The sequence below is a fragment of the Bradyrhizobium sp. 33ap4 genome, from assembly GCF_032654765.1.
Classification (GTDB): domain Bacteria; phylum Pseudomonadota; class Alphaproteobacteria; order Rhizobiales; family Xanthobacteraceae; genus Bradyrhizobium; species Bradyrhizobium australafricanum.
In genome coordinates this window covers 11,262-36,351 of sequence record NZ_JAUMTJ010000012.1, presented here as the reverse complement: position 1 = coordinate 36,351, position 25,090 = coordinate 11,262, and the positions used below count along the sequence as shown (strand labels likewise).

At 58.6% G+C, this 25,090-nt stretch carries 14 protein-coding genes and 7 pseudogenes; 6 read left to right on the top strand and 15 right to left on the bottom strand.

Features of this window, described 5'->3' with window-relative positions:
- Position 1: 1 nt before the first annotated feature.
- A complete protein-coding gene (locus tag Q2M23_RS11450; RefSeq protein ID WP_316395610.1) occupies positions 2 to 1,081 on the bottom strand; it encodes a GFA family protein in 1,080 nt (359 codons plus the stop codon).
- Between the two features lie 1,010 nt (positions 1,082 to 2,091).
- Here Q2M23_RS11450 and Q2M23_RS11445 point away from each other — a divergent pair.
- Both Q2M23_RS11445 and Q2M23_RS11440 read left to right on the top strand, forming a co-directional pair.
- The gene (locus tag Q2M23_RS11445; protein ID WP_316395683.1) at positions 2,092 to 3,435 is read left to right on the top strand and encodes an MFS transporter; all 1,344 of its coding nucleotides are present in this window, start codon (positions 2,092 to 2,094) and stop codon (positions 3,433 to 3,435) included.
- 697 nt (positions 3,436 to 4,132) lie between these two features.
- Positions 4,133 to 5,449 (top strand): DUF3422 domain-containing protein, encoded by a 1,317-nt coding sequence (locus tag Q2M23_RS11440; protein WP_316395609.1) that lies wholly within the window; start codon positions 4,133 to 4,135, stop codon positions 5,447 to 5,449.
- A 290-nt stretch (positions 5,450 to 5,739) separates the two neighbouring features.
- On the opposite strand, the gene Q2M23_RS11435 is transcribed toward Q2M23_RS11440, so the two are convergent.
- Together Q2M23_RS11435 and Q2M23_RS11430 are read right to left on the bottom strand one after the other, a co-directional pair.
- Complete coding sequence (locus Q2M23_RS11435; protein WP_316395607.1) at positions 5,740 to 7,431, bottom strand: hypothetical protein; 1,692 nt, start codon at positions 7,429 to 7,431, stop codon at positions 5,740 to 5,742.
- A 665-nt stretch (positions 7,432 to 8,096) separates the two neighbouring features.
- Complete coding sequence (locus Q2M23_RS11430; RefSeq protein WP_316395605.1) at positions 8,097 to 8,939, bottom strand: electron transfer flavoprotein subunit beta/FixA family protein; 843 nt, start codon at positions 8,937 to 8,939, stop codon at positions 8,097 to 8,099.
- 580 nt (positions 8,940 to 9,519) lie between these two features.
- Between Q2M23_RS11430 and Q2M23_RS11425 the strand changes: the two genes are divergently transcribed.
- Together Q2M23_RS11425 and Q2M23_RS11420 are read left to right on the top strand one after the other, a co-directional pair.
- Positions 9,520 to 9,756, top strand: a complete 237-nt coding sequence (locus Q2M23_RS11425) for a hypothetical protein (RefSeq protein WP_316395604.1) — start codon at positions 9,520 to 9,522, stop codon at positions 9,754 to 9,756.
- 63 nt (positions 9,757 to 9,819) lie between these two features.
- A pseudogene (locus tag Q2M23_RS11420) lies at positions 9,820 to 10,876 on the top strand (IS256 family transposase); the annotation flags it as partial.
- Positions 10,877 to 11,183: 307 nt separating this feature from the next.
- Here Q2M23_RS11420 and Q2M23_RS11415 read toward each other — a convergent pair.
- Positions 11,184 to 12,401, bottom strand: a pseudogene (locus Q2M23_RS11415) (IS110 family transposase).
- A 262-nt stretch (positions 12,402 to 12,663) separates the two neighbouring features.
- Between Q2M23_RS11415 and Q2M23_RS11410 the strand changes: the two are divergent.
- A pseudogene (locus Q2M23_RS11410) lies at positions 12,664 to 12,891 on the top strand (IS256 family transposase); the annotation flags it as partial.
- A 137-nt stretch (positions 12,892 to 13,028) separates the two neighbouring features.
- Here the strand turns inward: Q2M23_RS11410 and Q2M23_RS11405 are convergent.
- The 11 genes and pseudogenes from Q2M23_RS11405 to Q2M23_RS43985 all read right to left on the bottom strand — a co-directional run.
- Positions 13,029 to 13,541 (bottom strand): copper chaperone PCu(A)C, encoded by a 513-nt coding sequence (locus Q2M23_RS11405; protein ID WP_316395603.1) that lies wholly within the window; start codon positions 13,539 to 13,541, stop codon positions 13,029 to 13,031.
- A 297-nt stretch (positions 13,542 to 13,838) separates the two neighbouring features.
- Entirely contained in the window at positions 13,839 to 14,009 is a 171-nt protein-coding gene (locus Q2M23_RS11400; RefSeq protein WP_316395602.1) for a hypothetical protein, read from the bottom strand.
- Positions 13,999 to 15,933 carry a CopD family protein gene (locus Q2M23_RS11395; protein ID WP_316395601.1) on the bottom strand — a complete coding sequence of 645 codons (1,935 nt, stop codon included), beginning with the start codon at positions 15,931 to 15,933 and terminating at the stop codon, positions 13,999 to 14,001. The genes Q2M23_RS11400 and Q2M23_RS11395 overlap by 11 nt, the downstream gene beginning before the upstream one ends.
- Positions 15,933 to 16,292, bottom strand: a complete 360-nt coding sequence (locus Q2M23_RS11390; RefSeq protein WP_316395600.1) for a copper resistance protein CopC — start codon at positions 16,290 to 16,292, stop codon at positions 15,933 to 15,935. The genes Q2M23_RS11395 and Q2M23_RS11390 overlap by 1 nt, the downstream gene beginning before the upstream one ends.
- Positions 16,289 to 16,804 (bottom strand): hypothetical protein, encoded by a 516-nt coding sequence (locus Q2M23_RS11385; protein ID WP_316395599.1) that lies wholly within the window; start codon positions 16,802 to 16,804, stop codon positions 16,289 to 16,291. Before Q2M23_RS11385 ends, Q2M23_RS11390 begins: the two co-directional genes overlap by 4 nt.
- A gap of 146 nt (positions 16,805 to 16,950) precedes the next feature.
- On the bottom strand, positions 16,951 to 18,198 hold the full coding sequence (amoB, locus tag Q2M23_RS11380) for a bacterial ammonia monooxygenase, subunit AmoB (protein ID WP_316395598.1): 1,248 nt from the start codon (positions 18,196 to 18,198) through the stop codon (positions 16,951 to 16,953).
- 25 nt (positions 18,199 to 18,223) lie between these two features.
- On the bottom strand, positions 18,224 to 19,072 hold the full coding sequence (locus Q2M23_RS11375; protein ID WP_316395597.1) for a methane monooxygenase/ammonia monooxygenase subunit A: 849 nt from the start codon (positions 19,070 to 19,072) through the stop codon (positions 18,224 to 18,226).
- A 129-nt stretch (positions 19,073 to 19,201) separates the two neighbouring features.
- Entirely contained in the window at positions 19,202 to 19,978 is a 777-nt protein-coding gene (amoC, locus tag Q2M23_RS11370; RefSeq protein WP_316395596.1) for a bacterial ammonia monooxygenase, subunit AmoC, read from the bottom strand.
- Between the two features lie 828 nt (positions 19,979 to 20,806).
- Positions 20,807 to 21,295, bottom strand: a pseudogene (locus Q2M23_RS11365) (IS5/IS1182 family transposase); the annotation flags it as partial.
- 195 nt (positions 21,296 to 21,490) lie between these two features.
- Positions 21,491 to 22,598, bottom strand: a pseudogene (locus Q2M23_RS11360) (IS110 family transposase).
- A gap of 3 nt (positions 22,599 to 22,601) precedes the next feature.
- Positions 22,602 to 22,745, bottom strand: a pseudogene (locus Q2M23_RS43985) (IS5/IS1182 family transposase); the annotation flags it as partial.
- 823 nt (positions 22,746 to 23,568) lie between these two features.
- On the opposite strand from Q2M23_RS43985, the pseudogene Q2M23_RS11355 reads away from it, so the two are divergent.
- Positions 23,569 to 25,090, top strand: a pseudogene (locus tag Q2M23_RS11355) (hypothetical protein); the annotation flags it as partial.

Sequence of the window (25,090 nt, the reverse complement as noted above, 5' to 3'; positions counted from 1 at the left end):
GTCACTCCAAGGTGTGATCTTCAAGACGGTATTCCAAGCTGCCTTCATGCATTGAGCTGAGCGCTTGCTCCCATTGCTCGCCACCGAAGTCGTCTATTCTTGTGATTTCGATGGATTTTCTATCTAAACATCGAACATTGACACTGAATCCAGAAGGGTTCGATCGCGGCCTATAGAATGGCTTTACGCCGCAAAACCGACAAAACGTGTGCCGGGCGATATTCTTGTTGAACTGGTAGGTAGTGAGGGATTCTTCGCCGCGCTCTACGCTGAGCTTGTCACCAGCCACGAGCAAGTGCAGAAATCCAGACATTCTACAGATTGAACAATTGCATCGAACTACCGAGACCTCTCGCGGCGCCCGGACGCGGAACTTGACGGAACCACAATGACAACGGCCGTGATGCTCGATCTCCGCTCGGCCATCTCCCTCAGATGGGGGAATTCGAAGTAGGTCGCGGCACCACTGCACGTTGAGCCGATAGGCTTGATCGAACTCGCCCATGAAGCGAACACGACGGTCGACCGGGACGAGCTCGCGGACGAGCCGGCTTGTCATCTCTCCGTGATATTTCTCTGCGGGATCGTCACCGCCGACATGGCTCCGGAAGTATTCGAGATCGCCGGCCTGCACATCAAAGATCCTGGTCAAAGTGGACCACAGTGCCTGGATCATTTCCGCAGCATGTAGCTCAAAAGCGACCATGTGGGCGCAACGGATTAGGGGATCTTTCGATGACAACCCATCATAGAGGCAATGCAGGTAGCGCTTCGTCGTGGCGCTATAGTTAGGCTGTATTGCTCGGCCGAGTAATCGCGACGCATCTTTTCTAAGCAGGTTCGAGTGGAAGCTTTCGGTAGCCAGAATTTCAGGTAACGCCGCCTTACCGCCCTGGAGAAGTCGGCCATAACCGCCGGTCTCATCCCAACAGATGAAGTTTGCGACCACGCTGGTCAGCTCAATATCCCTGGTAACGTCCCGATTGCGATGCATTACGTCGAATATGAGGTTCTTTTGCGAGCCCGCCTGCAGGTACGGGAACGCCTGTGACATCGCCAGGTATTCAGGCAGCAGGCTCACAACCTGTCCTTCGGACATCTCCGCAGTGAACGGATGCGGGCCAAACCGAAGTCGTGCTTGCTCAGTCAAGTGCTCACAAAATATCTGCGAGGGCTGATCTTGTTTGAATTGAGATGCTTGAGAAGACCTCATTTGGACCCTGTTATGAGGAGAGAACGATCATTCGAGCGAGGGCCAAGGGTTAGCGGCAGCGAGATCAAATAGTTCGCTGGTTCGACGTTTTTGGCCGCATCAAATCGTGGCGCCCCCGCAATCTTCGCAGTATCGGCGTTTGCCTGATGGGCTTGGCCCGTTCATGAGTGTATCGAAGAAAAGCGCCGCCCAGTCGAAGCGGCGCCGCGCTGACTTCCGATCCACAAGCAATCCGATGCTGGAGTAACCCGCGCGCCACTCATCGCTCGCAGAGTCGTGGTGAAATACGGCGGCCGCCTGGCGCGTGGTCCTCAAAACCAAAGAGATTGCCGCCGGCTTCGGCTCGTTCTGCGTGCATTCCTTCGCCATCCTGTGTTCTTGCACGCTTGCAGCAATTGCTGTGCCAATCCGACACTGCTCCATAAGTTCCGGAGCACGTTGAGAGAACCCTCGCGAGACTCCTCGTTGCAAATGTCTTGAAGCTGACAGGACCCTGCACGGCGGTCAGAAAACGGACAACGAAAACGGATACGCTTCCAATCCACGGGGCATGGCTAATAGACCGAGAAAGACTGCTTGAGGACCGTCTCCTACCCGACCAAATGAACCGCCGGGCGTCACGGCTGTTTGCTGAACTTCATCTCAAGTCAGGTTAGCTTGCGGCCATTGATGCGCAGGAGCACTCGTGCTCCCGCCAACCCAGCCTAAAAAAATATGCACCGATGTGGCGACCGCCGAAAATATGCCCGAAAGATAAGGCGCCTTCCGGTCGGTCGCTAATGTCTTGAACGACAAAGTCACGGCCTGATAGCAATTGGGCCGGCGTAGGGTTTGCCGCGACCGGCCTTCGACTGGGAAGGAAACTCGCGGTGTCACAAATGTTCGTTCAGCACGCCTCTGTCAAATCGCGTCTTAACGCGATCCTCCGTGCGACCAGCGGCAATTTCCTCGAGCAGTTCGACTTTTTCCTATTTGGCTTTTATGCCACCGCCATTGGGAACGCTTTTTTTCCCGCAGAGAGCGAAACCGCCTCGTTGCTTAACACGTTTGGCGTGTTCTGGCTGGGCGCCTTAATGCGTCCGGTGGGCGCGATTATGCTGGGCGCCTATATTGACAGGATTGGCCGTCGCCAAGGCCTGATCATTACCTTGTCGATCATGGCAGTCGGCACCGTGATTATCGCCTTCTGTCCGAGCCATGCGACAATCGGGATTGCCGCTCCCATTATCGTTCTAGCCGGACGGCTGCTCCAGGGCTTTTCCGCCGGCGTCGAGGTCGGCGGTGTTTCAGTCTATCTGGCAGAGATCGCAACCCCAGGCAATCGTGGTTTCTACACTTCGTTCCAGTCGTCCAGCCAGCAGGTCGCGATCTTTGTCGCGGCGATCGCGGGTTACCTGCTGAACGAATCGATGCCGGTGGAGGCCGTGGCCTCCTGGGGTTGGCGAATTCCTTTCTTTCTCGGCTGTCTTATCATCCCGCTCATCTTCTTCCTTCGTCGAACGCTGGAGGAAACTCCTGAGTTTCTGGCGATGAAAAAGCATCCCGCAGCAGGCGAGGTCATTGCCTCTGCGCTTGCGAATTGGCGCACCGTCGTCCTCGGGATGATGATGGCCATGCTGAGCACGGCGACCTTCTATTTCGTTACCGTCTACACGCCCACGTTCGGCAAGACCGTCTTGAAGCTGTCCACCCAGGATGCGCTCTTGGTGACACTCCTGGTCGCCGTGACCAACTTCATCTGGAATCCAATTGGCGGCGCCCTCTCCGACCGTATTGGCCGTAAGCCAGTTCTGCTCGCCATTGCTAGCCTTGCCTTGATGACGGCCTATCCGGCTTTGAATTGGCTGGTGAGCGCTCCCACTTTCGGCAAAATGTTGGCAGTGGCGATGATGTTCTCTTTCTACTTTGGCACCTACAGCGGAACTATGCTGGGCGCTCTGGTTGAGATCGTACCTGCGCATGTGCGCACAACCTGCTTCTCCCTGGCCTTCGCACTCGCGGCCGCCCTGTTTGGTACTTTCACTCCACTTGCCTCGACTTGGCTCATTGAACGAACTCATGACAAGGCTTCGCCCGGATTCTGGCTGATGTTTGCAGCCGCACTCAGCGTGATCGCTGCACTCACGATCTATCGAGGAACTTCCAAGCCATCGAGAGCCGTGCAGCCTTTGCGCCCCGAACCGCCCGACAGCGCTTTAGGCGTGCAGGCCGCATCGCGCTAGCGTGTTGCTCTCAGTCGCTGACTGCCGGTCTTCGTTTATGACAAACTCATGCCGGGCTCTGCCACGACGCCTGGCAGTCACCTTACGGCGCGTGTAGTGTTATTGCCGCGGAATGCTTGACCGCTGAAGAGGGATTCGCAGCCGTCAGTCGGCAGCGGCCGATCGTCCTATCAGCATTTCCCGGCCAAAGCGCGGAGGCGAATTCTCGCAAACCTCCTACGTGAGGACGGCACGGCTGAATGTCGCCGCGTTTCATGTCCGACATCTTTCTCTGACAGTTTTCAACGGGTCGTATCGCTGCCAAAAGCACAGCTTTTCGCTCGTTTCGTGCTGGCCCAGATCCTGCATCGCGTCCAATTGCGAGACGAGATGAGCGGCGCCAGGATGAGAGTCATGATTGCGCTATTGATCCATTCATCGACGGTGGGAGCCGACGATAGCGATTGGCGAAGTCACGCGAACGGAAGAATAAGAACCGTGCGAACGTCGGTCGTGCCGCCGGCGCTATTCCTGGAGGCAAGTCTACGCTCCACGACGCGTGCGGCAACACATCGATACCAAGCGATACTTGTGCGGGGTCTGCTGGCAACCAACGACATTTGGCGCCGCTTGCGCGAATCGGTGCGACTTCGAGCTGACCCACCACGCCACATCGCGGGCCTGCGCAAATGCAGTTTCTGAAATGAGGTACTTACACGTGCTCGATCGACTGGATCCTCACACTTTCAAGCTGCATCCGCAGCGCGACGCCGTGCTCAGCGAAGTGCATGCGCGTCCGTTTATGCAGCTTATTCCACCATTCAAGGTGATCCACTACGCGTTTCTTGCGAAGGGCGATGCGGCGGCAAGCGATCGCCGCGGCTTCGTCGCATTTTGTCGGGATCGCGACCTTCCCTCACCGCAGGCCTCAGCGAAACATCACCAGATTGATATCGGACCTGTGACGCTTCGTTGGGAACAGCATGCCGAGTTCGCCACCTTCACGTGGATAGTCAACAGTCCGGCTGATCGCCAAGCGGAGGGCGCCCCGGGCGCGGTTCACTCCCTGATGCGAGCGTTGCGGCAGGAAGGACAATTGCTGGTCGCAATCAAGTTGGACGTAGAGCAAGACGCCTGCCCATTGACACGGGCCGAACAACTTTTCGACAAGAGCAGCCTGGCTATGGCCCGCATAAAGGGCGGAGAAAGTGTCATGGCTTCTGATTTTCGCGTTGACCAAAATGGTTTCACCAGGATTCTTGTCTGCGACCTCGGCTTGACGCCGCACAATCTCGGCGCGTTGGTGCAGCGGCTGCTTGAAGTCGAGACATATCGTCCGCTGGCGCTGCTCGGTCTATCGACAGCTCTTGAGCTCGGTCCATTCGTCGATCGCATCGATAGACGTCTTGGCGAGGTACTCGAAGAAATGCAGGGCGCGGAGGGATTGAAACTCAACAACCATCTACTTGCCGAACTGACCTCGTTGGCCGCCTCGTTTGAGCGAGGTGCGACCGGAAGCCTGTTTCGGTTCGGCGCTAGCCGAGCTTATTACGAATTGGTCCAATCCCGTTTATCTATCATCGAAGGCAGCGAGATCGCGGACTATCCGACCTGGTCGTCGTTCCTCGCGCGCCGGGTGGCACCTGCGATGCGAACTTGCGAGACGACTGCGGATCGCGAGGCAACCCTGTCGGTCAAGCTGGCGCGTGCCGCTGATCTGTTGCGAACCCGCGTTGACGTCGAAATCGAACGCCAGAATCGGGACCTGCTGCATGCTATCAATGAACGCGCTGGGCAGCAGCTTCGGCTGCAGTGCACGGTAGAGGGTTTATCAGTCGCGGCGATAGGATATTATGTGGTCAGCCTGTTTGGCTACCTTGCCAAGGGAGCGCATGATGTCGGACTTCATGTAGAGCCCTCTTATCTAACCGCAGGGTGCGTGCCGATCGCCGTCGGTGTGATCTGGCTGGTCAGCTACAATACTCGCAAGAGACATCTCAAGCACCGCGACGAGCCGTCCGCCATGCGTGAGTAGGCACCCCTTTCAGCTATTAACGGGAGAACCTTAGCGACGTTAATCCCCTGGCCGCCGGACGCGCTCCCTCGTACCGTCAACAGTGCGCAAATCCGACTTTTGCCAATTGCTGCGGTAGGATCGAAGATGCTGCTGCCGTCTTCCGCAAGCTATCAGTCCGCCCGCGATACGACCGGTAGCATGACAGATTATCCCCTCTCCCAGGGCAGTGATGGACCGACGGGGTGCCGCTAAATTGCATCGCTAAGACTGGCTGTAGGCGACATTTCCGGATCGGCAGGCGAGACCGCTCAGGTTCGGCGAAGAAAAATCTCGTTCTCCAGGCCAGGTGGTCCCAGCATGGCCGTGTAGTTCACACCCGAAATTGTCAAATTCGTCTCCGGCTGTGAAGCGCTCGGCAGCACGTCATGCAAACGCATTCCTTCTTTGAGGTCTGGCGGCGCCCATTGGTCGTCGTGCTGCCAGCCCGTTGGGAGATCCAGCTCTGCATCGGGGACCCCGGGCACCGAGCGCACCGCGTCATATGGTGCGCCGGAGCTCGAGCCGCCCACGCCCCACAGCGGCGAAGGATCTGGTTGATTAACGCTGTCGGTTGGCGAATGTCTGGGTGAAGCAAATATCTCCAAAAGCTTCGCCGTGTCGAAACTTTCCACTGGCGAGAAGCCGGCTTGACCGATACTCGGCCAAATCTCCACCGGATCGACAATTTGCACCGGCGGCGGAACGGCTGGACCTGGCTGATTCACACTGTGCGATGGGGATCCGACAGATGAAACGAGCATCTCCCGAAGCGTTGCCGTGTTCAAGCTTTCAGCCCGTAACTGATCCGGATCATCCGAGGCATCCCGAAGCCCGGCTGAGTTGTGGAGTGGCAGCGAGGGGACCGGTTGATCTTCCAGTAGCCGCGAAAGCTCCTCCGGGTCGAAACTTAAGTCTAGTGACGCGACGGCCAGATCGTCCTCCGCATGCCAAGGGGCGGCCCTACCGGAAGCGCGCTCCGCGTTGCGGTAATCACGAACCATGCCCAGCCCGCTGACAATGCTACCGTTTCCGGGAAACCGCTCTTTTGCAAGTTTGACCAGCTCCGGATATTCCAAATTGGTCATTCGTTGGCTATCTGCGTTGAGCGCTCCAGCAAACCTGAGAAGATTTTTGACGTAGACGTCGATGGCCTTCTTGGGGCGCGCGCTGGTACGAGCCGCAGCCACAATGAGGCATTTGTCTTCGACGGCGGGAGCATGATCTTCACGAGGTCGGCGTGCAGCCAAGATACCAGGCTCACGATGCTCGCGAAGCACCAGCAATGCGGCGTCCATCTCATTGTCATTACGGAACATCCCTTTGGCGTGGGCTAGCAGCGCGTTGTGATCGAGCGCGGCCATCGTTTGCCCCTGCGACTCGAGCGATTTCGCCAGCCTGCGAAGAACACGATCATACTTCTCCGCGGTGAGCGGTGCCCATCCCCGGCGTGCCGCAGCTGCCTGAACTGCGCCGTCGATCAGACTCCTGTCTTCCGCAGGGGGAACATAATGTCGATCTCCATCGGCCACCCCAGGCTCGCGGTATTTGTGAAGCGCCCCCAAGGCATGGCGCATTTGCTCGTCGGCGGGAAAGTACAACCAAGCGTGGTCAACCAGGGAAGTCTGATCGAGACCGGAAATGGTCTTGCCTCGGGAGACAAGATCATTCCCAAGTTTTCGTAGGGAAAAGGCATAGTTTCGAGCCGTTTGCTCCTGCAGATTCCTGCGCACAGCATCTGTTTCAACCGCCTCTATTAGGCTCTCGTCTTCCTTCGATAGCTGAGGATAGGTGGGCCGTTGGGTATCTCCAGGGACGGCGGCTTCGGCCGCCTCACCCAGTCGCTGTTCAAAATCGGTTTGCGCAGCTTCGTTCGGTTGCGCCCCCTGAGCTGCCTGCTGTCTCCCCAACAGATGGGAACTTCGCGGATCCGAAGAGAATGGGTCGCAGTTGCTCGGGTCCATGGCGGCCTCATTTGTTTTAGGAAACTCAAGAAACGGAGATTACCTGCTACCCGTGACTGCTGATGAAAAGCTGACGGGCCCGAAGCCTCTGACGAGGAGCTTAAAAACACATTCCTTTATGTGCGTCTGGTTTTCGCGCGATCCGCTTGATGACCGGCGTGAGGCCCGCCTCAAAGTGACGCAACTCGCCTGGACAGCTCGGCAAGACCCGATTGACGGAGGCGGCCGCGATGGCGAATGCCAAGCGGATGATCCAAAATTGCCGTGACGAGGTCGCGGCGGATACCGAACGCGAGCTCAGCGGGCACCTTCTGGCAGAGCGGGCAGCACCGGGCAGGTTGCGTCATTCTCAGTTAAGACAGCAGGTGGCCCGGCAGGGTCCGCTTTCGTTTTTGGATCGGCAGTAAATTGCAGCCGCTCGTCTCGACAGCCACCGCGAGCAGCATAAGCCGCCGAGCGTGGCGGACCAGATGACGACCAGCGTGGGACCCGCCCGGTTTCGTCACCTCGGAGCCATACCTCGCAATGAGGGCGCCGGTGCGAGGATTGCGCCAATCTCGCCTGAATCATCAGCGCCAAGCTCTGCATGCCACCTTGCACGTCGGAGTGACGAGTGGTGCCAGGCGTTGACGCGTTCGGGATTTTTCTCGCCAGGACTCTCAAGATCAGGCATCGCGGACTAATGCGGCAAGATCGGCCTCGAGTTTCGGTTGATGCTTGAAGATTGCATCAATCAATGCCTGCGCGGGTTGCTCGGCGGCCTCCACCAGCGCCGCTTTCTCGGCGCGCGCAGAGGGCGCGAACACTCGCTTCACGACGGTCGGCGAGCCCTTGAGACCGCATTTGGAGACGTCCTCGACGCCGGCATCATGCGCGCTCCATTTCACAATCGGCGCACGCGCAGCCCGCAGCGCATCCGCCATTGCGCCGCGCCGAATCTGGTTGGTAGCCTCCAGCATGGTGACGAGACAGGGCAGCCTGGTATGCAGCACCTGAACACCACCTTCGGAGCGCCGTTCCGCTTCAATCGTACGCGCTGCGATATCCAAGGATCTGACCTTGGCGACGTAGGTTAGCTGCAGCACGCCCAGTCGCTTTGCAATGCCGGGGCCGACCTGCGCGGTATCGCCGTCGATGGTCTGTTTACCGGTAAAGATGAGGTTCGGCGGCCCGTATTCCTTACCAATCTTTCGAATCGCTGTTGCCAGTGCATACGTTGTGGCTAGGGTGTCGGAGCCCGCAAAGCAGCGATCGGTCAGCAGAACGGCACGATCCGCGCCAAAGGTCAGCGCTTTTCGCAAAGAGTCTTCGGCCGATGGCGGCCCCATTGTCAGCACGGTTATCTCCCCACCGAAACGATCGCGCAACTCCAGCGCGGCCTCGAGCGCGAACAGGTCATAGGGGTTGATGATGGTAGGCACGCCCTGGCGCATGATCGTATTGGTCACGGGGTGCACGCGGATCTGCGCAGAATCCGGGACTTGTTTGATGCAGACGACAATGTGCATGGAGTTGCTCCAAAAAGTTCGACAGCAGCGAACGAAACAGCAAATGTTGTACCATCGCGCTTGTTTTTTGGATTTCTCCAGGAGTTACGTATATTTACATGCTGCAATGTAGCCCCTCCAGCTCGCTCCTCCAGATGAAAGAATACCGACGCGCGTCGGAGCTGCGACAACGCCATCCCGCTGCGAATGCCGGGTGAGTGATGCCAAGATCGGCTTGCGAGATCACCTCCGCCCGTCAGGCGCCGGCAGAATTGCGACGCAAGTAACTGCTCCCCCCGTCCTGGAGCTCGGCCGGCTCGATTCCCACATCGTTCTGATACTGCCGCGCTCAAGATGGATCCTGGAGCCAAACATGACTGCAAAGAGGTCGGGGCTGGTGGCGCTCAATATGTCGACCAGCATTTGCAGTCATCGACTGGCTGGTCTGAGGAGAGCCTCCAAAAGACTCCTGAAATTTGCTAGTTGAAACCGCAGATTTTAACGCGAGTTTTCTGGCGATTGCAGGTTTGTTCGCAGATTTTAGGGGACTACTCGTGCTGAAACACTATCGGCCATATTGTTTCAGGCGAGGTCATTATGCGTGAGCATTTCTGCGATGCCCCTCTTCGGATCCACCGGCAGCCGCAAGTACCTCAATGCTGCCGACCGTCTTCGCTTTACTAAGCCAGCGATGCTGGCGCTGATTGAGGTTAGGCTTTTTTGTCTCGTTCTAGGTTTGAGTGGCGGACGGATTTCTGAGATTCTTGCACTCTCACCCGCAGCGACCGACATCGATATTGGGACGAGCTATGCGAGAAAGTGGGTGATGACGGGTTGAGAGAGGCGGCGTATCGAGGCGGGTGTCGAGCCTGCCAGAACCTCTCAAGGAGAGCGATACACCATGAACGAGACTACCAACATCCTGCCCTTTCGTCAGCCGTCTGCGGTTGACGATCCACTTACAGAACTTCTGCGGAACGGAGCCCGTGAGCTGCTCGCCCGGGCCGTCGAGATCGAGCTGCAGGCATTTCTGGAGACGACGGCGGAGCTGAAGCTGCCGGATGGCCGTGCCAGGGTAGTGCGGCACGGCTTTGGCCCTGCGCCTAAGATTGCCACGGGGATCGGCGCGATCGAGGTCGCCCGGCCCAAGGTCAGAGACCGCGGTGCGGCTGGAGCTGATCGGATCCGCTTCACCTCGGCGATCCTGCCGCTGTGGGCGCGGCGGACGAAGAGCCTGGATGCCCTGCTGCCGATCCTCTATTTGCGCGGCATCCGGCGATTTCCAGGAAGCGCTCTCGGCGCTGCTCGGCAAGGATGCGCCGAACCTGTCGCCATCGGTGATCTCAGGCCTGAAGGCGCAATGGCAGGGCGAGTACGAGCGCTGGCAGAACCGCGATCTGTCGGCGCGGCGCTATGTCTACGTCTGGGCCGACGGCGTCCTCCTGTAGGCCCGGATGGAGGACCACAGCGAATGCATGCTGGTTTTGATCGGCGCGACGCCCGAGGGCAAGAAGGAGCTGATCGGCTTCCAGGTCGGCGTGCGCGAGAGCGCCCAGAGCTGGCGCGAGCTTCTGATCGACATTCGCCGGCGCGGACTGCAGGTCGCGCCAGAACTGGCGGTCGGCGACGGCGCACTCGGCTTCTGGAAGGCGCTGGACGAAGTCTTCCCCGGCACGCGGCGGCAGCGCTGCTGGCAGCACAAGACCGTCAACGTGCTCAACAAGGTTCCGAGCTCCGTGCAGAGCGGCATGAAGAAGGCTTTGCAGGACATCTCAATGGCGCCGAGCCGAGCTGCCGCGGAGCTTGCACTCGAAGCCTTCGCCGAGAAATACGGTGCAAAATATGCGCGCGCAGTTGATTGCCTGGCCAAGGATCGCGACGATCTGCTGGCGTTCTATGACTTCCCTGCGGAGCACTGGATCCACTTGCGAACCACGGATGAGATGGACAAGCGATTTCTTCATGGCCGAGACGACGACTGCGGAGATCGCTGTAAGTCCATTCTTTTGTTCGGCTGCGCTGCGGGCCATTCTTCCGTCCCGGCCACCGATCTCGCAGCCGCCGCGCGCAGGGGCGGTCAAGGCTGGCCGCATCTGCGGCCACCGCAAGGCTTGGCCTTGACCGGCCCGAGCACGGCGGCACACTGGCAGTGGAACGGGACTGCATTCCTGCCTAGAACTTGCCGTCAGCCGCGATTATGGTTGTTGGGCGCGGGCGACCTCGTGGCGAAGCGTGACGCGTCGGCTGCAAGCGTCACCGGACTGCCTATTTTGTCCTGCCGAACTGAGGCGCCCGCGCGCCGGTTTTTGGGTGCCGCGGCTTCCATTGCGACACGAATCGTTCGTAGCTTTGCTCCGCCTGGGCGGCAATCAACATCTCGCGGTCGCGCAGCGCCTTGATGTTGTAGGCACAGGCTGGTCCACGGCGGCTCCCTTTCTGTTGTGGATGTCCGGCTTGAAGTTGCATCGCGCGGGTCTTATTGGCGACCAGCGCCGGGCGCGCCCACAGGTAATCCTCGCCCTTTGTCAGCAAATGCCAGCAGAGCACAGTGAGCTTCCGAGCCACGGCCACCGCGGCGATCTGATGGCCGCGTCGGGCGCGGATGCACACGAAAAAGGCATGCAGTGGACCGGGCGCCTTGGCCGCTGCCCAGGCCGCCTCGACCAGCATGGCGCGCGCATGACTGCGGCCGATCTTGCTGATACGGCCGTGGTGGGCGGCTCCCAGCCCGGACTGCCGCACCCGCGGGTTCAGCCCGAAATAGCTCACCAGCTTCTGCGGGCTGTTGAACCGGCTGATGTCGCCGATCGCCGCCACGATTCCGGCGGCGACCGCCAGATTCACGCCGGTGATCGTCATCAATCTGTTCACCGCGGAATCCTCGATTGCGTCCCGCGCGATCTCGCGGTCGAGCAGGGCCAGGTCTTCCGCCAGCCGGTCAAGCTCACGGACGTGCCGATCGATGGCCGCGCGCTCATCATCCGGCAACTGTTGAGCGGCCAACCATGCCCGGCCGCGGGCGTTGAAAAGATCGGCATGCGGGCACTTCGGGATCAAGTGCGCGTGCAGGATCGAATGCACCTCGTTCTTGAGCCGCGTACGGTGCCGCACGACCTGCTAGCGCCGCGCCACCAGCCTACGCTTGCGCTCGGTCTCCGGGTCAGGCGTCCAGATCTGCGGCAGGTATCCCGCCGCCTGCAAACTGGCGAGCGTGCCGGCATCGATCTTGTCGGTCTTGACGTGAGCCTGGGCGATCGCCTTCACCTGCAACGGATTGGCGATAATCACCCGCGCCACGAATGGCGCCAGCACTCGCGACACCGCCATGCTGTTGCCGGTCGCTTCGAGCACCACCTCATCACCGGCCAGCAGGGTCTTGCCAAATCCCTCCAGCGCAGTCCGCGTCATATCAATGCGGCCCGCATGTCGGAGCCTGCCGTTCTCCCAAAATACCACCTCCCCGAAGGTTCGGTGGACATTAATGCCAATTACCCGTCGCATTCGCACCTCCTCTGCCGGACAACCACGGGAGCTGCGGGCGACACGACAACTACGGATTCGCGCTCGCGGCGCAACCGGGCGAGTCGCAGAGGCGGCCAGCTACTAACTCGAGCTCTCGGCTCATCGTGTGCATCGGCCTGCCCGCACTTCGTGCTCCCGGTGCCTCTGTCCCGATGGTCGCACCATACGCCACGATGTCGAACACCGCAGCGGAACGTTGGCACCGAGACATCTCATACCGGTTACCAATCCGATCGAAAGCGTGTTCGCGACGGTGCGGCACCGGACGGTTCGGACCAAAGGATCGCTGTCGTCGCAGACCGCGAAGCTGATGGTGTTCAAGCTCATCGATGCTGCGTCCAAAACCTGGCGCCGATTGAAAGGAACAAATCAGTTGCCGAAGATCATCGCCGGTGTCAGATTCGCCGACGGCGTCGAGGTCATTCCGACCCAGCAAAGCCACGCCGCCTGATCGGCTCCGTCACCCAGATTCAGGCATAGCTCCTGAATGTTCCAGATCTGAGGCGTTCCCAAATGCCTCTCGCGCTCATGGCTCGATCTCCCACCCTGCCTCAGACGGCGTCCATGCTTCGGCCTCCTCCTGGCACCTTAGTGGTGAGTGTGATGATGGATTGGCGTATCATCCTCTTCAGCCAAGCCCGCCGGCTCGATCGTGAATTCGATTTCTATGGTGCCGGCCTTTTCGAATTCCAACGTCCCTTTGACCATCTCTCCTTCCTTTAGTGCGCCGTGAAGTCCTTCAAACAGGATCCGCGCGCTACCGGGTTGAAGACGGACGAAACCACCAGGTTCTATTTGGAAGCCATGCTCATGGGTGGCGAACTTGGCTGGCCGTACGCCTGCATCGGCTTCCTGCAAGATCCCCTTCTCGCCCGAAAGCGACGCCCCGAGCAACCGATCTGGCCCTGTGCCCCTGTTCTGAATTTCGATCACATAAGCCGTCGTCGCGGTATTGGTCGTATCCTTTGCAGCCACCCAGGGATGCTGGATCAGTAGTGTTCCGACCTCCAACTCATGGCTGACGGCGGTACTGTTAAAAAAAGCCAGGACGGCAACGCCGGCAATCGGCGAAAGCAATGCCCTTGCACTCGCCATCAACATCGTGGGTTTCCAAGGCATCATGGCCTCCTCTGTAATCCGCGTTCTAGCGCTTACCACTTTATGTTCGCGGGAAAGGTGGTCAGCGAACGTTTCCCGCAATTGCCGCTTTTGGAGGTGGGCTCAACCGGGCTGGATCAGGATCATTCGGCTGAATGCCGGCAGCGCTAGCGACGATCACTCGGGGGCTGATACGGGACGGCGAGGTGAGATGCTCTTCTTCTGACACTGATCCCCCATCCGAGTGCCCCAAAAGAGCTACCGCCTGCTTGTCGACGCAGAATCTGCTCGCTACTATGATCATGGCTCGTCCCGGCCTGCGATCTTGCTGGCACCAGACCTGTCGCCGCGACAAATGATCGATTGAAACTCGCGGGGGGCACTGCGCTCGGCCAGAGCATTGATCGCGAGTGCGATCAGCGGGAGCCAGACAGCAATGAGGGCAAGAGCGGCCCGGACGCTAATGGTCATGAACGCCTCTCTTGTTGATCTCCGGTTCGGCTTGGAGCTGCGTAATTGCGTCGACCAGTTGCGAAGGCGATGCCAATCCCTCCGTCTCATCCGAACGCCAGCGTGCGCGCACGAATCCGAATCGGTCGACAAGAAACTCGATTATCGCTGGAGGCGACTCGTTGTCATCGAAGTCGGGGTTCGCCATTGTGCGCCGATAGAGATTCCACGCAGCGGCAATGCGATGGTCCATGTCGAACACGATGCAGGGATTTCCTGACTCACTTGGAGATGGGAACTCCTCGGAGTGAGACGGCATCACCGCGACGATCATTCCGCCTGCTTGCTCGATGGCGCGCGCGTGTTGCGTCAACTGATCTAGGCGCTGCGTTCGGATGCCATCTCGGAAGATCGGCACAAGTTTTGAGCGCCCATCGCTGCTATCTTTCAACTTCTCTCTCGGGCCAACGCCGCGGCACGTCGGAAAGTCGATCGCGTGAAGCCACGGCTGCCCCGCCGATATTTCGGGACCAAGAACTCTTGCTTCATAGCCAAGCGATAGAGCCATTACGTACTCGACCACTCGCCACCTGTCCAAGTCCGACAGACTTTTGGCAAAGCTCGGCATCGCCGAGGATGGGAAGCCATGGCTCACCCACCAGTACATGTCTCCCATCGTATGGTCTCTCGTGTGCGGAGCAGTGAGATCGGCGGGCGGCGGCTTCAAATCTTTTGCCAACGGGCCGTCTCCTCTACCCCTCAGGCCGTGGCAAGCTACGCAGTTAGCAGCGAATACGTCCTGTCCCCGGGCAATCGCTTCGGCGTCATACGGTACCGGAACCTTTGAGTAGGTCGAAGGATACGCGGGCACTGATAACCCGGGCAGCGCGACAGCCCCTGCGACGCCAAGTCCAGCAACAGCCGCGATCGTCGCCCGCCGCCATCTTCCCATACGACCGAGCTCAAATGCGGCAATACTCCCAATCAACAGAGCAATGCAGCCGCCAATGGCCAGAACGTTACTTCCCGGTACCCTCCCCCAAGCGACGGCTGGATCCAGACGGAACGAAAGCGGCCAGACTATCTCGACGTGTCTCGATGGAATGGCCTGGGACAGGCAGCCCGCAAGTAGCGTGACAAGAAATGCGAAGGCTAGCTCGATCTTCAAGACCATCGCGAGTGGCTGAGTTGCCCCTTCGGCCTTTAGCAACGGCAATAGCCTTTGTCTGATGAACGCCGCGCAGATCAGGACCGGGCCGATGCAGGCGAACTTTCCCGTCAGGAGCCAGCCATATTCGGTCGCCATCAAACCCGGCCAAGTCCCCACGTTTTCGATTGCTAGAGCTACTCCGGTTGCGACCAGGAGCAACATGAGCGGCAGCGCGACCGTCGAAAAGCCGCTCAGGAGCCTAGATTTGCTTTCGGGCCTCTCCGCTGCCTGGCGAGCCATCGCGACAACGAGGGTTGACAGTCCTCCGAACCAGAGCGCCGCCGCGGCAACATGGATCATATTGATCGCGAGGTCTGCTATAGTGCCGCCGGCCGCCGAGTGGCTCGAGAACAATCCCACCAGCAGCGATAGTCCGCTGAAACTCGCGGCAAGACCTGGCTTGTGAAGAAGTCGCAAGCTCGCAACTCCGACTAGCACAAACCCGAGCGCCGCGACCTGAGCTCTCCCGAACCGCGTGTCCACAATGATGAAGAGCACGTCGCTGAAGCTGACAGCCAAGACCGGCTTGCCAAGGACGGCGCCGATCCGAACCGTCAAATACAAGAGGCCGGGGACGAGTCCTATGGACGCAGCGATGGAAGCCATCGTCGTGAAGCGCGACCGAGTGCCGCTTTCAAGACCCTCGCGCCACAGTTCCAAACCCCAGCAGAATCCGCCGAAAGCTGCCGTGGAGGCGAAAGAAGTCCCTCGCGCAAGTGAGAGGACCGTTTCCATCAAGGTCCTCGGTAGAGAAATTTAAACTTGCCTTCCGTGCGATGCCCATCAATCGAGACGACGCTCCAACTGACGGTATGGAGCCCGGCAGATAGATGAGGCAACGAAACATTCACGGTTCGACGATTGCCGCTTAGCACGGGCTGCGAAAGCCCTGATACGGCTTTATCATCGCGAGACAGGGCGACATTGATGAGCCGCTGTTCGAGCGCTTCAGTGAAGTACAGGACCATCGCGTCGATCGAAGCCGAAATTTCGCTGCCGTCTTGCGGCGTCGATCGAATGAGATGCGCATGAGCGAGTACCGCGCTTGGCATTCCGATCAGCGCGGCCATCATGACGAGAACGAACCTTTTCATCGAAACAACTCTCCTTTACCTGTGGTTCGCGAGGATAGCTCCCGCCCGATCGAGTATCGTCGCCGTGCCCACAGAAACGCTCCCACGGCACCTGACACGATGACCAGGCACCACGCCAGAAGACGTATCAGACTCCAGCCTCGCCCCACGTCGAATGGAAAGTTCGCCACGCTTTGCCCGCGATCCTCGATCGCCACCATGCCGACGTATCTGCCGGCTTTCTCGAAATTGACGTCGATCTTGATCGTTCCGTTCGGATACTTCCTTGGTGGAATGTAGAGGATACTGGATGGCGTGTTCGTCATTTCCATCCTTTGTATGCCGTCATCTCTAGCCAGGTTCACGCTTACCGGGATGTCTCGAAGGGACTCGTCGACGAAATCGAGAACAATGATCGTTCGCCCGACCTCCGGTATGTCCTCACAAAATTCGGCTCTCGAGCTCTGCGGCTGATAGCCAGTAAAATGCATGAAGTAGCTGTCCACTTTCAGCTTGCATTGGTCAGCTTCCATGGACACCGCTCCGTGCGCATGACCTTCGTGGACGGCGGCAAGAACAACGAAAGCGCCGAGTGCCATCACAAGGACGGCCGGGAACGCCCCTCTTCCGCTCGCGGTCGTCCGCCACTGACCTCGTCGCGACATTCGCGCACCCAAGTTTACTTGAGTTCGGTGAATACGGGCACGATTGGTCCGCCCATCTCCGCTATGACGCGTTTCCCATTCGGAGTGTAGAGGAGCAACAACCCGCCGAACTTGGAGTCGACGTCGGTGAGGAAGCTGACAAGGCGCTCCAATTCCCACACGGCGTCCGTTGCCTCGACGAGCACCTCTCTCGTCTCACCGGGATTTATCGGCGTATCACTACTGAGCTGAAGCCCTGTGCGTGCGACGAGATCGCTTGGGTAGGTCGGATCTACATTGGCTACTGCCGCTGGGAGCCCCTGATTGAGGAAGCGGATGTTTGCGGTCGTAAGCTCGCCGATTGAAAGAGGTTCTGACCCTTTGTTCGTTATCCTGGTCGCTAACCTCATCGAACGGCCCGGCACGTCATAGGTGGCCGATATGACCTTGACCTCTGCGTTAGCAGGGCTTGCCGGGCGCGGCGCGACCTTATTCAACCCGCTCTGGAGCGGTACATTATACGGATATTCCTGATTGGCCCGGACATAGCCGCCGAAGACCATGACGAGAACGATCGCCGCCACTATAATCCCGACCCCCGTGTCCCTCAACGAAACCAACAAATCCTCCCTGCCCTTCTGCAGAACAAGCCATCGAGGCAAAAGCAGTGGACGAACCAACCAGAACAACAACCAAGCCGCAGCCACGGCCAGCCAGGCCACATGCCATCCGATCGCGTTCGTCAGCCCGAACGTCTGCAAGTCGTCGATCTGCAGACCAGTCATAGTCTTGATCGGAAACGCGAACGAATGCGCATCACCCGAGATGTTTATCCACTGCCCTGGTCCCACCAGAGGGCCAGATCCCTTGATCGAGATCGAGGGATGGATGTGACTGCTGCCCGGTGTACGCCCCTCAAGAACCATTCGAAAATCGTAGTCGTGGCCAAGTTCCAGCTTAGCGAAAGACTGCCTCGCTGGCTCACCGTTGAGGTATGTTTCCACCCTGGCAATTGTTGGCCCCGGCGATACGCTCGATACGAAAACAATATCCGGTGGAGTAACTGCGTCCGGCCAGTCCTCCATCAGCCTGAATTTTCCCGTTAGCTCGAACCGCTCGTTCACCTTCACGTTAGTTTTGGAAAAGTGGACATCGTAGAATTGTACCGTCCTGGTCCTCAAGTATGGCTCCTGAGCACGTTCGCCATGAGCGGCTGCGCTAGACACTCCGGTAGTGAAAACGACAACCCAACCGGCAGCGAGTTTTATAAGTTTCGCAAACATACCCGTGTTCCCTGTGCCTATTCCCTTAGGACGCTGGCCTGCTTTTCATACCCATGAAGGATTTGACGACATCGCCGTTCTTGAGGAACGTCGTCTGGGACGCAAAACGCCCAAGCTGCCACCAAAGTTGGTGCATGAATATGCAGATGAAGCCCGCGAACGCCGCCGACACCCAACTAACCGAGCTACCGAAAGTCCGGAGCGTACCGCGCTCGATGATACGCAGATACTCAGGCATGTTCGAACGCGGAAATGTGTAACCGATCATGTCGGCCAACGATGCGACCATTCCTTGGTGCTCGACTGGGAGATAGAACGGAGCCAAAGCGGAATAATTCGATGGCCAGAATACGAATCCAAACGCAAAGCCCGCGAAGATGGATGTGAACAGGCTATTGCGAAGGACGATTAACGCCATATCCATCAACAATGCGCCCGCGATCACCTGTGACGGCACGCCTTCCGTGAACGGGAAGCCTGTCCATATCCACCAATTCGCGTAACGTCCGAGCCACGTGGTGATCAGCAACACTGTCGCGCCCAGCGTCGCGCCGATGGGCAAACGGAAGTTGACCCAGAAGATCGCCTGCAGAGCAGCAGGAAACATGATCATGGAGATGGGCGTGACCAGGGGCCAATATTGCCGGTCTTTCCAGTCGACATACATATCCCAATCACCGACCGTGAGCATCACGTGCAGATGGAATGCTCCCGCAAAGAGGGGCACCACCGCCGCCACGACCAAGAAGTCGAATATGCGGGAGTATCTTGCTGCCTTGGGAGTTAGACCGGAGACACAAATGACCGTCTCACCCTTGGGGCCAGCTTTCCTTTTCGGAATCGCCACTGCATCGATGTCGGTAATTGAGGTCACTCCTCTCTCCCAGGGTTTACCTGCTGTTCCCGGACTGCGATCGCTGTCCGGGAATGGCTGTTGGCTTGTACTATTGTCGCACGGCTTCCCGCACCGCGTTTTTTCCGGCGTGTAGCGAACGTGGGTCCGTCACGCGCTCGCTGCATCCTGCTTGAATACAATTGGAACGAGTTCTCTAAATCGTCCGACGATCTGCATCAGGACGCCCGCCAGCGCGAGTGCGCACCATCCAAGAACTACGAAACCCCAATGCAGCGGATGCGAGAAGATCTCCTCAGTGAGCCAGTAAGCATGCCCCCATTCGTTGAAACCGAGATTCGGCAAAATGAGAAAAGGCCCCACTACGGCGAAGACATGCATGAGCGAGATCCCCCTGCAGAAGGCCGGAATGCGGGTCATTGCGTAAACAAAGCTGCCTACGCCAAAGAAAAGATAGATTGGAATGGTCGCATAGAACAGAATTATGTGACTGGGAGTAAACGGCGTGTCTCTGAGGGTCGTCTGATGCCAGACTCCATCTCCATCGGCGAAGAAGCTGCCTGTCCAGAATATGCAGAAGCTGTACAGGACGAGCCACATGGTCAGATAAAAGTAACTGCGCAACTCGACCTCTGGCGTGATGGCCTCAATGTTCTTGTCACGCGTCAGGAAGAGATAGGTCCAGCACAGCGCGCCCGCGCCATACAAGACCGGTAATTCGATCTTGAAGAGCGTCATCCAGTATTCGCCAAATTCTGGTGAACTCGCATCGAGCCCCATGGAGAAACCGAAAGCCTGCTGATACAGCCGCGCGCAGATGTAGAGGATCGTCAGCGCAACGATCGCGAACGCGAACAATCCGTAGTTTATGCTAAGGGTCTTGGTGCCCGTGACATTCGGTGTGCGATCTAACGCAGCGTCAGACATTATTTCCCCTCAATTTTGTCCCAGTACCTCGATACGGAGGTTTTGTTTGATTGGTTTTGGATTCCAAGACGGGTAGCTGCTCAGGAGAGACCAGCACTTCGATGCCGTGCGGCGATCCGGGCCCGCGCCTGATGAAGCCGCGCGTTCGGGCGGCACCACCATCTTGGTGGACGAAGTTGCCAAGCCGTCGCACCAATGCACCGACGTTGAAGCATTTTTCTGGATACGCTGGCCGACAATGAGTGCATATCCCAGTCGGCATCAGTGCGCTCCAGGAATATTCATCCTACCGTGCGGACGCGCCGAGGATGCTCGCCTTAACGATTCGGAGTTGCCTTCGAAGTCGAACAGTGGACTGGCGCCCAAGACAAAGGCCGGCCTGTCGTGGAACGTCCCTCGACCATGAGGCCGGCAGCGTGAGCTGCATCGAAATAGGAACTGCTCTTATTGAGCTCGTAAGCGGTGTTCCGAAAATGGCCGGCCGATAGATCACCATTCGGGAGCGGGCTCCGCTGTTGCATATCCATTCCATCTGCCAAGCTGCCCCGACCGCCTTAGAGAGCGTGAAGGACAAGCGGACGACCTCGGACCGAACTGGAGGCTCTGCACAGCATCCACGGAGTTCGATCGGCCCCCTCGCTCAAGCCTACTTAACACCGGCTACGTGGCTTGGGCAGCTACCAAGTCAGGTAGTTCCAGAGCACACCAGAGTATGTTCCATCCGCTTAGATGGTAGCGGTTGGTGTTGGACGTCGCGCTGACCTTTGAGGAGCAGCGAACGTTCGAAGAACTTAAGCTCGAACCCTGCGACGTTTACAAAGTCGACCGTTAAGAAGCCGGATTGAGCTGAGCTGGACAGTTGAGCGTGCGCCAGAGCGAGACCAACGATAGGCGCAAAAGTTCTCTGAACCAGGCGAGGATGCGACGGAGGTTGTGTCCGACGGCGGAGGGGACGACGTTGGCGGCATCGCCGGCGCGGCCCTCGGGGTAGCACCGGCCGAGGTGTCCTTCGGCTTTGAGGTGTCCGATGATGGGCTCAATGGCCGAGCGGCGGCGCAGCTCACGCTTGATGGCGCCGAAGACACCGCGCTTCTGGCCGGAGATGAAGACGCGACGGGGATTTTGCGCGTCGTGGCCGCGGTAGCCCTTGTCGACATAGGCCCGCTCGATCGCACAGCCGGTGAGTGTCTCGGTGCGGTCCATAACGTCCCGCAACGTGTGACCGTCGTAAGGGTTGTCGGGCAGCGACCTGGCATGCAGCACGAACAGGCCACCGGGGGCGCGGCGATTGTTGGTAACGATGGAGACCTTCACGCCGATCTATGGACCACGCCCGCGTTGCAAGAGGAATCGACAAAGGGATGAAGCGGTTTGCGCCAATCTATCCGGCTTCACTTTGGGGCTGTTGCCCCGAGCCATCATGGATATCCGCCCACTTCTGTCCTCAATAAACCTCGGCGGGTTATTGTGCCTTGCGATCGGACCTTGGATCTTCCTTTCCGGCCCTGTTTCTCATGCGCTGCGGCCCAAGAGGCTGGCGTCGTAGTTACGGCCCTTTGTGAGCATGCTCCAGGCCATGCGCGCGAGTTTTGCGCCAGGGCAACAACCAAGACATTAGAGTGGAGCCGCTTGGACGCTGCCTCCAACCAGGCTCCGAAGCCATGCCGCGGCCAACTCTGACGCTGCAGAAGTACGGCTCTGGCACCTTGAATGAACAGCGTCCGCAGGTACCGATTAGCGCGCCTCGATATGCGCCCGAGGATGGTTCGATCACCGGTCGAGATTTGCTTCGGTACCAGACCAAGCCATGCGGCAAAGTCCCGGCCCTTATGGAAGGCATCACCGGTTCCGATGGCGGCGACCATCGCGCTTGAGATGATCGGCCCGACGCCGGGCGCCCTCATTAAGCGGCGACAGTGTGGATCTCGATCAGCGAGTTCGTCGATTTCTTTCGTCATTGACGCGACCCGTCGGTCGAGATAGCGCCAGTCCTCGGCCAAGTCTTGAATGAGCTGGATCACTCGAGGTGATAAGTTATCCTTTGGCGCTGAGAGAATCTGAGGAAGTGCCAATCGGAGCGCTGCCGCTCCTTGCCGGACCGGCAGCCCTCGCTCAAGCAAAACGCCTCGGATTTGATTGATGACCGCGGTTCTTTGCGTCACCAATCGACTGCGAACTCTGTGCAGCGCCTGCAAATCCAGTTGTTCGGCCGATTTCAACGGGACAAAGCGCATGGTCGGGCGCTGAACGGCCTCGGCAATGGCTTCGGCATCACGGAAGTCATTCTTGTGGCCTTTGAGATATGGCTTCACATACTGTGCCGGCAAGAGCCGTACTTGATGGCCTATTTTCTCCAGCTTGCGCCCCAGGTGGTGCGCTCCTGCACAGCCTCCATTCCGATCAGGCAGGCCGGAACATTCGCCAGCGACTGCTCAAGCTGATTTCTCGATTGCTTCTTGCGTAGGATAATTGCGCCCGTGGCATCAAATCCCACCACATGGAATGTGTTCTTGCCCAGGTCGATACCGATCGTGACAATGTTCGTATGGGGGACATGGCTCGCGCTCCTCTCTTGGCGGGGCTCTACGTTGCCCCTGTGAGCGGGCCTGGTCCATGCCATTAACTCGTAAGGTGCGGCGGCGTTGCCCTTGCCGATGCACTCCACCTCCGGGGCATGGAAAGAATAAAGCTTGAAGCCGCGCTGGCGCTGCTGCTGCGAGCGGATCTGCGTGGCCCGGCCAAGCGGGAGGGCGAACGCCTCCTCCAGCGTCGTCCGCATCGTCCCTCCGGTGCACCACAGAAGCACGGTTCACAGCGAGGAGGAATCCACAAAGCGAATTTGCAAGGTTTGCGGCCATCAAGCCTCAAATCCCTGCAATCTCAAACGCCGTCAAATCCCAAAAACAGACTCCCGCTCAATCGCTTACAGGCTTGTTCACGGGCGACTAATTCATGGGATTCAGGACCTCGGAGGGCCGCGCGCGCTCCAACAATCGCTCAGCCGCGTGCCAATCCTCTTTCGCTTTCTTGTCTTCGCTCAATCCCTGCACTTTCCTTATCTCGCCCCGATCGATGCGCTGTGCAATTTTTATCCGCTTGCCAATGAACGTCTAAATCTAATTCATGCGAGGATAACCGGCTTCGAGATACGGCACGGCAGGGAAGTTGTCCGGTAACATTTTTAGGGAGGCAATGCGCCCTTCGTCGTCACGAGGATTACCCTCTCCGTGAATAGCCGATGAGAGAGCGAATGAAGGAGGAGCGAATCGCGGAAGGCTCGTCGCGGATTTGCGAGAACGATCCGGATCAACTGTGGCTTGGCACCCATGCGTGCACCTGCGGCGCCGCCGTATGCCGCTTTGCAACCAGAGCAATGACGAGTCCTCGGCTCCCATGTCGCCGGAAGCTTCATTGGCCGCGATGAAAGTAGGTCTTGAAACCCATGAAGCCTGCGACGATTGAGAGCCGCGGGGGCAGTTTCATTTTGCGGATGTGGCGATGCCTTGTTCCACAAGCGGCGGCCTCGTCAGCTTCTGGAAAGCCTATCCAGATAGGATCAGCTCAATTGATTTCTTGGACGTGAGGCTAGCGTGGACCCGTACAATTCCGATCCATCCAATGTAACAGCTTGGTCCCAGGTGCAGCACGCCGTCTTGGAAGAGCACCAGGGCGGCCATGCCGGGCAAGCGGGCTTTGAGCAGCACTTGGCCGAGGCGCGCCCACCCGATCCGGGTCCTGTCTCTGGTGGCGGCCGCAACCACCATCCCCATCTCTCTGCAGAACATCGGGACATTATCGACAAGGCGATTGCCCAATATGCGGATCAGAAAAAGCCAAACCTGAAGACGATTAAGCGCTATACTCAGGCGCTTCGCCGACTTGGAAATCATCTTGGCGCTCATCGCCAAACGATTGTTCTGGGGGACCACGAGTCCTTGGTTCGTCACGTCAAGACTTACTTCCCAAAGGACGAAGACATGAAGAAGGGGTTGAATATCCTTCGTTCGTATCATGATCCGAGCTATGTAGCTTCTGGCGGGCGGCCGCGCACGATCCCCTCAGTGGAAGACGCGCCCCTCTCAGAGCGGCTTAATGCCAGCGGCATGACGTCGGGCAGCGCTGCTCGTCATGATCGTAGTCTTCGCAGATTTTCTAACGCGCTTAAACTTGCGGGCTACTCGATATCCGGGCTAGACCACGCTGCGCGCATTGAATTTGCTCAGCAGTTGTTCCCGAAGGACGAGCATCTATTGTTCGCGTTAAGCAAGGTCGGCGATGCCGAGCACGTTTCCGGAGCGGGTGCGTCTCGGAAACCCCGCGGTCATGCTGTCCCGTCGCCCACATTGCATCTTTATCCCGATGACGCCCGCATCATTGATAGCCTGGAAGAGGCAGAGCTGAGCCTGCTCAAACCCGAGGATACTAGCCGGAGAAAAGTTGTTCAAAATCTGGCCGGCAACCAACGAAGATTCGGTGCTTGGCTCCAAAGGAATGGGCGAGGGAGCATAGTGAGCCGGCTCACCGGCACCAGTGAGCAGCAAAAGTCGTTGAACGACGATCACACGGACTTTAAAAAAGCCAGTCGAAACGATGACATGGGCTTCGATCGTCTTCGGAGCTACCTATGGCTCCTCGAAGCGAACGCTGCGCTGGGCGTCTCCCCTGAGCAGGCGGGTGGAAAGCCGCGGCGTGACGAGTCGAGCTCAACGTGGTCGCCGCACCTGCCGTACGATTTTGAGTGGCCGACGCCGGAAGCGGTACCAGATGGGTCGTCGGCGATCTACCGAGGTCTCGACTCTTTCGTTGACCTGCCGTACACCTCGCAGGAAGTGAGAGACGATGCTCAGTCAGCGCCGGTGGGCGGGGCTGCCGCCAGACCGCCGCTCTTCACCGGACCATCGGACGCGCCAGCTCAGTCGGCAGACACCTTCCGCGGTCTTCAGTCTTTCGTTGATCTGCCGTACACGCCGCAGCAGATGCGCGACGATGCTCAGTCAGCGCCGGTGGGCGGGGCTGCCGCCAGACCGCCGCTCTTCACCGGACCATCGGACGCGCCAGCTCAGTCGGCAGACACCTTCCGCGGTCTTCAGTCTTTCGTTGATCTGCCGTACA

Coding starts and splice junctions, on each gene's coding strand:
- Q2M23_RS11445 (WP_316395683.1), top strand. CDS start 2,092: ATGTTCGTTCAGCACGCCTCTGTCAAATCGCGTCTTAACGCGATCCTC.
- Q2M23_RS11435 (WP_316395607.1), bottom strand. CDS start 7,431: ATGGACCCGAGCAACTGCGACCCATTCTCTTCGGATCCGCGAAGTTCC.
- Q2M23_RS11430 (WP_316395605.1), bottom strand. CDS start 8,939: ATGCACATTGTCGTCTGCATCAAACAAGTCCCGGATTCTGCGCAGATC.
- Q2M23_RS11405 (WP_316395603.1), bottom strand. CDS start 13,541: ATGTTGATGGCGAGTGCAAGGGCATTGCTTTCGCCGATTGCCGGCGTT.
- Q2M23_RS11400 (WP_316395602.1), bottom strand. CDS start 14,009: ATGACCATTAGCGTCCGGGCCGCTCTTGCCCTCATTGCTGTCTGGCTC.
- Q2M23_RS11395 (WP_316395601.1), bottom strand. CDS start 15,933: ATGGAAACGGTCCTCTCACTTGCGCGAGGGACTTCTTTCGCCTCCACG.
- Q2M23_RS11390 (WP_316395600.1), bottom strand. CDS start 16,292: ATGAAAAGGTTCGTTCTCGTCATGATGGCCGCGCTGATCGGAATGCCA.
- Q2M23_RS11385 (WP_316395599.1), bottom strand. CDS start 16,804: ATGGAAGCTGACCAATGCAAGCTGAAAGTGGACAGCTACTTCATGCAT.
- amoB (WP_316395598.1), bottom strand. CDS start 18,198: ATGTTTGCGAAACTTATAAAACTCGCTGCCGGTTGGGTTGTCGTTTTC.
- amoC (WP_316395596.1), bottom strand. CDS start 19,978: ATGTCTGACGCTGCGTTAGATCGCACACCGAATGTCACGGGCACCAAG.